Source organism: Bartonella sp. CL162QHHD (assembly GCF_042195435.1).
In the GTDB taxonomy this organism is placed as follows: Bacteria; Pseudomonadota; Alphaproteobacteria; order Rhizobiales; family Rhizobiaceae; genus Bartonella.
In genome coordinates this window covers 22,452-29,422 of sequence record NZ_JBHIOG010000042.1, presented here as the reverse complement: position 1 = coordinate 29,422, position 6,971 = coordinate 22,452, and the positions used below count along the sequence as shown (strand labels likewise).

General features: G+C 41.8%; 5 protein-coding genes and 1 pseudogene. 1 reads left to right on the top strand and 5 read right to left on the bottom strand.

From position 1 onward, the window contains the following. From ACFILD_RS03310 to ACFILD_RS03300, 3 genes and pseudogenes are all read right to left on the bottom strand, one after another. Window positions 1-291, bottom strand: a pseudogene (locus tag ACFILD_RS03310) (tol-pal system protein); the annotation flags it as partial. A gap of 52 nt (window positions 292-343) precedes the next feature. Then, window positions 344-865, bottom strand: a complete 522-nt coding sequence (gene pal / locus ACFILD_RS03305; protein WP_273790460.1) for a peptidoglycan-associated lipoprotein Pal — start codon at window positions 863-865, stop codon at window positions 344-346. Window positions 866-1,069: 204 nt separating this feature from the next. Beyond that, window positions 1,070-1,765, bottom strand: a complete 696-nt coding sequence (locus ACFILD_RS03300) for a DUF1013 domain-containing protein (protein ID WP_375617877.1) — start codon at window positions 1,763-1,765, stop codon at window positions 1,070-1,072. 368 nt (window positions 1,766-2,133) lie between these two features. On the opposite strand from ACFILD_RS03300, the gene ACFILD_RS03295 reads away from it, so the two are divergent. Continuing rightward, on the top strand, window positions 2,134-2,880 hold the full coding sequence (locus tag ACFILD_RS03295) for a YebC/PmpR family DNA-binding transcriptional regulator (RefSeq protein ID WP_254492472.1): 747 nt from the start codon (window positions 2,134-2,136) through the stop codon (window positions 2,878-2,880). 1,105 nt (window positions 2,881-3,985) lie between these two features. On the opposite strand, the gene tolB is transcribed toward ACFILD_RS03295, so the two are convergent. Beyond that, on the bottom strand, window positions 3,986-5,311 hold the full coding sequence (gene tolB / locus ACFILD_RS03290) for a Tol-Pal system beta propeller repeat protein TolB (RefSeq protein ID WP_375654367.1): 1,326 nt from the start codon (window positions 5,309-5,311) through the stop codon (window positions 3,986-3,988). Between the two features lie 38 nt (window positions 5,312-5,349). Beyond that, the gene (locus ACFILD_RS03285) at window positions 5,350-6,966 is read right to left on the bottom strand and encodes a cell envelope biogenesis protein TolA (RefSeq protein ID WP_375664763.1); all 1,617 of its coding nucleotides are present in this window, start codon (window positions 6,964-6,966) and stop codon (window positions 5,350-5,352) included. Between the last annotated feature and the right edge of the window lie 5 nt (window positions 6,967-6,971).

The following is a 6,971-nucleotide window of genomic DNA, read 5'->3' as shown; positions in this document are numbered from 1 at the left end:
TTCTATCACATCAGATGCTGCTTTATCAGCTGCTTCAGGTGCTTTCTTCACATCATCGACAGCCTTATCAACAGCGTCAGTGGCTTTTTCCGCCGCATCAGATGCTGCTTTATCGGCTGCTTCAGGCGCTTTCTTAACATCATCAGTTGCCTTATCAACTGCATCAACTTTATCCGTATCATGTGCAGGATATTCGGAAGCCTTTCGTGCCGCACTTTGAACAAGTGAAGTAGAACAAGCTATGAAAACCCCCATATAAAAGAGTGTTTTCCAATTGATTTTACGATACATTCTTTTTTCCCCTTAAGAGCTTATTAAATAGTTGAAACAAACAATCTTCTTTTTAATGACTATTCATGTCATTCAACGTTGTCACAGCACGTCGATTTTGATTCCAACAGGAAATATCATCACATACTGCTACAGGTCTTTCTTTTCCGTAAGAAATTGTTTGAATCCGTTGTGCAGACACACCTAGAGACACCAAATAGTTTCGCACAGCAACAGCACGGCGCTGTCCAAGTGCCAAGTTATATTCACGTGTTCCCCTCTCATCAGCATGACCTTCGATCATAATAGAATAATAAGGATAATGAAGCAACCATTCTGCTTGGCGCGTTAAAATACGTTCAGCATCAGCATCAAGTGAAGAAGAATCGAGACCAAAAAACACGCGATCACCCACATTAACCGTAAATTCTTGTCCTGAACCTGGTGACATCTGATTCAAACCAGCATCATTCATATAAGCGCCATTCATACCGTTAAGTGCACCAACATTTTTTTTGCCACACCCACCCAAGCATAGTGAGAAAAGAAAGAGGATAGCTAAGGAATGAGAGATGGTTTTTTTGGTAGAGCGCATAGTCCGTTTCTCCTTGAATTTCGTAAAGAAGGGTCAATTCTTAAAAATATTTTTAAGAATAACCGTTAATTCCTAATGAAGACGAAATTTTTTCTGTTTTTTTTCGTCCTCATTTTTACTTTTAAGTCTCTGCCAATTTTTCTTCTCTTTGGCCATTCCTCTAACATTTCCATAAGAAATGTTTCCCTTATGCGTCATGGCTTTTTATGCATCATCTTGATCTTGACGATTTTTTTGCAGCGCGTTCAGCTTTGCAAAAACTTTATCAGCGTCAAAAGTCTTATGCAGATTGTCTTCACTCTCATTTTCCTCTAGAGCAGCGTTTTCCGTCACAGAAGCGGGAAGCAACGACCTATCTTCTTCTGCAGCAACAGGGCGATTTTTCGCCGCACGCTGGAGCTCAAAATCTAAATCGATTTGCGAACACAAACCAAGCCCTACAGGATCAAGAGGAACCAAATTTGCACTATTCCAATGGGTTCTAAGGCGGATTTGTTCAATTGTCGCTTTTGTTGTCCCAATCAACCGTGCAATTTGTGCATCTTTCAACTCGGGATGGTTTGTAACCAACCATAGGATACCATTGGGACGATCTTGGCGTCGAGAAAGAGGGATATAGCGCGCCCCTTTACGTTTTTTTTCAGGAATATGCACCCTAGATTGAGAAATTTTCAATCGTGCGTTTTGATCAGCCTCCACCCGTGCAATTTCACTGCGCGTCAATTGCCCAGAACTAATCGGATCTAAACCTTTAATACCATAAGCCGCATCACCATCGGCAATAGCTTTTACTTCCAAGACATGCAATTTACAAAATTCTGCAATCTGATCAAAAGAAAGAGCTGTATTATCAACCAACCAAACAGCTGTTGCTTTGGGCATCAAAAGTTGCGTTGCCATTTTTATAAATCCTCTTCTGCGCCTCTTCTATGAGGCAGGTTACCGCCCACTCAAGAGCACTGGAACTTTTTTATATGTTTAGGTCTCTCCAACCACTCCTAAAACAAAGCGAGGCATGGAATAAACCATTTTGCTATGAGATTACATTCTGTTATAGCGTTATTTTTGCTCAACGACAAGAGATCTCTCTTGTAATGATCCTCAACTAAGGTGTCTTTACCTTTAAGATGAATTTTCTTATAAAGGGTTTATTCGATTATTTCACCTCATGCTGTGGCACATTTATTCTGGTGGGATGCGTGCTTTATCGCCTTAAATTCTAAAGAGTATCCAACTGGAAAGAAAGCCCTCAAATAGGAAGGAAAACTATGGCAGGCCATTCACAATTTAAAAATATTATGCACCGTAAAGGGCGTCAAGATGCAATGCGCTCGAAAATATTTTCTAAACTTGCACGCGAAATTACCGTAGCAGCAAAACAAGGTGCTCCTGATCCAGCCATGAATCCACGTTTAAGGCTGGCTGTTCAAAATGCCAAAGCACAATCGATGCCGAAAGATAATATTGAACGCGCGATTAAAAAAGCGTCAGGCGCCGATGTCGAAAATTATGATGAAGTACGCTATGAGGGCTATGGACCAGGTGGCGTTGCCGTCATTGTTGAAGCTTTAACTGATAACCGCAACCGCACCGCTTCAAATGTGCGCGCCGCCTTCACAAAATCAGGAGGAGCCTTAGGGGAAACAGGATCGGTCAGTTTCATGTTTAATCGGATTGGTGAAATAATCTATAAGCCAGAAGCAGGGACAGCCGATAACATCATGGATGCAGCAATTGAAGCCGGTGCCGAAGATGTGCAATCAGAAGAAACCGGACATCATATTACCTGCGCCTTTGAAGATATTGGTGAAGTTTCCAAAACACTTGAAGCAAAACTTGGTGAAGCAGAATCGATTAAAACGATTTGGAAAGCCACCACCCTTGCACCAATAGATGAAGAAAAAGCTTTGTCCGTTTTACGGCTGATTTCAACATTAGAAGAAGATGATGATGTGCAAAATGTTTATGCCAATTTTGATGTCAGTGATGAGATTTTGGCAAAATTGTCTGTATAATTCCCATCATTTGCATAAGCCCTCTCTTCATTCATGAGGGCTTCAAAAGCATCTGTCACCTCTCCTCTTTATCCGCACATATAAAAGCCCCGCGTCAATAGCGGGGAAAGGCTGTCAGTGCAACAAAAAAACCGCAATTAATTTCAGAAAACATAACCAAAAAAAAAGAAAGCATACAAAACTCTTTAGCCTCACGCCTTTCTTACATGCCCCAAAAATTATCCCTATATCCCCTCTCTATTTGATCTTTTTGTTCTTTAAGATGAACCTCCTCTCCGCTCTCAAGTGATGAAAATGATCTAGCCTCTAAACAATTGGGATTTTCCTAACGTATTCCTATGACGAATCACTCATAAAATTCACTTGAAACTTAAGGCTCAACAAACATGCACTCCCCTAAATATTCGCCACGCACTTAAAAACACTTAGAATATATCAAGGAGGTTTATACGTCCTATTTATACGTCCTATTTATACGCCCTATATCACCACACTTCAAAGGACAGTGTTTTTACAACATCACAGAATAAAAATAAGCAAATAGAAAGCCAGAGCTGATTGTTTAGCAAAGTATTGTACAAAAAGGCGGTACATCTCTCTAATCTGTTGCGGATAAATTTTTGACTTTATGGCATTAACTTTATGGCATCGTATATTTCTAAAATAACGTCATTTATCTTAAAAATCTGTCCTTTTGCTCTTACCAATCAATCAATATTCAGACCTAAAACAACCGCGTACTTGAATAAAACACATCAAAGAGCAACAGCCCCCCCTGACAAGAGGACTCTTCACAAACAAAATCGAAGAGGAAGTTTAAAAAAATATATATAGCGACACTTTGAATAAAAAATTGAAATCTAGAGATCTCAAAATTTTCGACTCTATTTTTTCAAGGTATTGTTTTGAATTTTTTTAAGCATTTTCCCCCAAGGAAATTCCATTATCGATCAACAACCGTAGATGATAGATGAAACCTACATAACTCCCCATGCACACTATAATCAATTCCTTCTTTTAAATAATTTAAAAACTATTGAGATTGTTTAAACTTGAGACTGTATAGACTATATTCCTTCTATATTCTATTTTTAAGCATTTTGTTTTATTGTATATTGAGCAAAGGCGACCATGCTGGATCTGAAGCATCATTGGGGGTGGGTAATTGACGTTCATTGCGACCCGTAATATCAATCGTATAAATTTTTGGTCCCATACCGGGATTTTTGCGAAAGAACATCAGCACACGACCATTAGGGGCCCAAGTTGGTCCTTCATTGTGAAACCCCGTGGTTAAAATTCGTTCTCCTTGTCCATCAGGGCGCATAACACCGATAGAAAATTGTCCGTTTAATTGTTTTGTAAAGGCGATATAGTCACCCCGTGGAGACCAAATAGGTGTTGAATAACTCCCATCGTTTGAAGAAATACGCTGAATATCACTCCCATCCGCATTCATTTTATAGATTTGCGGCTTTCCACTACGATCTGAAGAAAAGACGATTTGTTTTCCATCCGGTGAATAAGAAGCAGAAGTATCAATAGCAGAAGTTGTTGTAAGTCGCGTCATCGTACGGGTTCGTAAATCCATGGTGTAAAGATTGGCACTCCCATCATTTTGTAACAAACTCATGATAACTTTTTGTCCATCAGAAGAAAAACGTGGAGCAATTGTCATGTTATTAAACGTTCCGATCAACTCTCTTTGCCCCATTTCAATTTGTTGGAGATAAACATGAGGTACTTGATTGTCCTCATAAGCCATATAGGTCATTTCTTGTCTTTTTGGGGAAAAACGCGGCGTAAGCACCAATTCACTTCCATCAGACATATAAATCAAATTTGCGCCATCTTGATCCATCATTGCTAAGCGTTTAATGCGTGCATTTTGGGGGCCTGTTTCATCGATAAAAACAATTCGTGTATCAAAATAACCACTTTCTCCTGTCATCTCACTATAGATCTCATCTGCGATCATATGTGCCACACGCCGCCAACGTTCTGTCGCGGTATAAAAACGCCGTCCTTTCAATTGTCTTTGTCCAAAAACATCCCATAAACGAAAATCGACCCTCAAACGTCCATCGATTTCTCTCATGACTTGCCCAGTAACTAAACCTTGCGCTTTTATTTTCTGCCAAGAAGCAAAATGCGGTTGTTTATTAGGATTAGAAATGTTTTCAAAAAAATTTGCTTTATCAAGCGGTAAAAAAAGCCCCGACCGTTCAAGATCGGCTGTCACCACAGCAGATATTTTCAACCCAATCGAATCATTGGAAATAAAGTCTGTAATTGCAATGGGAATGGGATTAAAATCAGCGCTCGAAATAGTTCCTTTCAATTGCGCATAACCCGATGAAATACTTGAAAGCCACAACCCACAAGTGACAATAAACCAAGCAAAAACTTTATGTCTCGTTATAGTCATCATGGAATGTGTCCTTTCGTTAAGCGCTTTTTTCTCGTTTATCATCTTATTTCTTGAAGGGGATCAACATTAAAGTCAAAACCTTGCCCCCATAGATCATATTGATCACGTGGGAGATCTGCATAAGGTTGGCATGAAAAGACAGCAGCATACACCTGTCTTATCATAATAGCTTGTTGACTCTCAAGGCCGCTTACGGGATCAATGATAGGGTCGCCCACAACCATCCCTTCACGGTCTAAATAAAATCGCAACCGCACAACCGGGCGGTTTTTTAAATCGCCGCCAAGCGCCACAAGTTTAAGCTTCTGTTGAATACATCCCCCCGCAATATTGACCAATGTTTGTGCCATTTTTGTGGTATCATTAATATTTTTTCTTGCACCCAAAGCTTCTTGTGTATGAGAACGTTTTGCCCCCCCTCCTTGTGACCGCGCACGATTAAGCAAATTATTTTCCTCCAGAGCTAAAATATCTTCAATGGTCTGTTTCTCTTGGTTTTTCTTGTTAAGCTTTGGCGTATTTTGATTCAATGCAGCCTCATTCTTCCTTGGAGATTTTTCGTCAAACTTTGGTTTAAACTGTGGAAGAAGAGATTTTTCTGGAAGTACAATTTTGGGCGCTTGATGAACAATCTGCTCTGCTGGTACTTTTGGGACCGTTGGAGCCAATTCTTTTGGCGATATCATCTCTTCATTTTTGTGCGCAGGCTTGAGCGCAACCTTAGAGGCATCTTCCGGCACTCTCAAAGGCATCTCAGGTGCAACCTTGGGCGCATCCTCCGGTGGTGCCTCCAAAGGCATCTCAGGCGCAACCTTGGGCGCATCCTCTGGTGCCTCCAAAGGCATCTCAGGTGCAACCTTGGGCGCATCCTCCGGTGGTGCCTCCAAAGGCATCTCAGGCGCAACCTTGGGCGCATCCTCTGGTGCCTCCAAAGGCATCTCAGGTGCAGCCTTGGGCGCATCCTCCGGTGGTGCCTCCAAAGGCATCTCAGGCGCAACCTTGGGTGCATCCTCCGGTGGTGCCTCCAAAGGCATCTCAGGTGCAACCTTGGGCGCATCCTCTGGTGGTGCCTCCAAAGGCATCTCAGGCGCAACCTTGGGCGCATCCTCTGGTGCCTCCAAAGGCATCTCAGGTGCAACCTTGGGCGCATCCTCTGGTGGTGCCTCCAAAGGCATCTCAGGCGCAACCTTGGGCGCATCCTCTGGTGCCTCCAAAGGCATCTCAGGTGCAACCTTGGGCGCATCCTCTGTTTTTGCTTCTAATAATTCTGGTTTTGTAAGTTCTGGTGCAAATGTTTCTGATGTGTTCTCGCTTGATGGTGGCGATGCTGTTTCAACGGGACGCGGCTTTTCCTTTGGTTGAAATGGTGCAAGACTATCTATTTGTCCCTCTCCAATATGGCGTGCATCTTCTTTCTCTTGTGGCTGCATAGTTGGTTTGACGGCAGGGATTGCACGGATAGGAGCCTTCACGGCTCCTTGTTGAGAAGAAAACTCGTCCACTAAAGGAGCAAGAGTAATGGGAATTGCTTCCAATGGTTGTGGTAAAGAGACAGAGCTTGTAAACTGAATGGCTCCCCAACTGAGAAAAATGACATGGACCACAAGGGATAAAGCCAAGCCTCGTTTCATACTATGATAGGAGTCTTTGTTCATTCTTT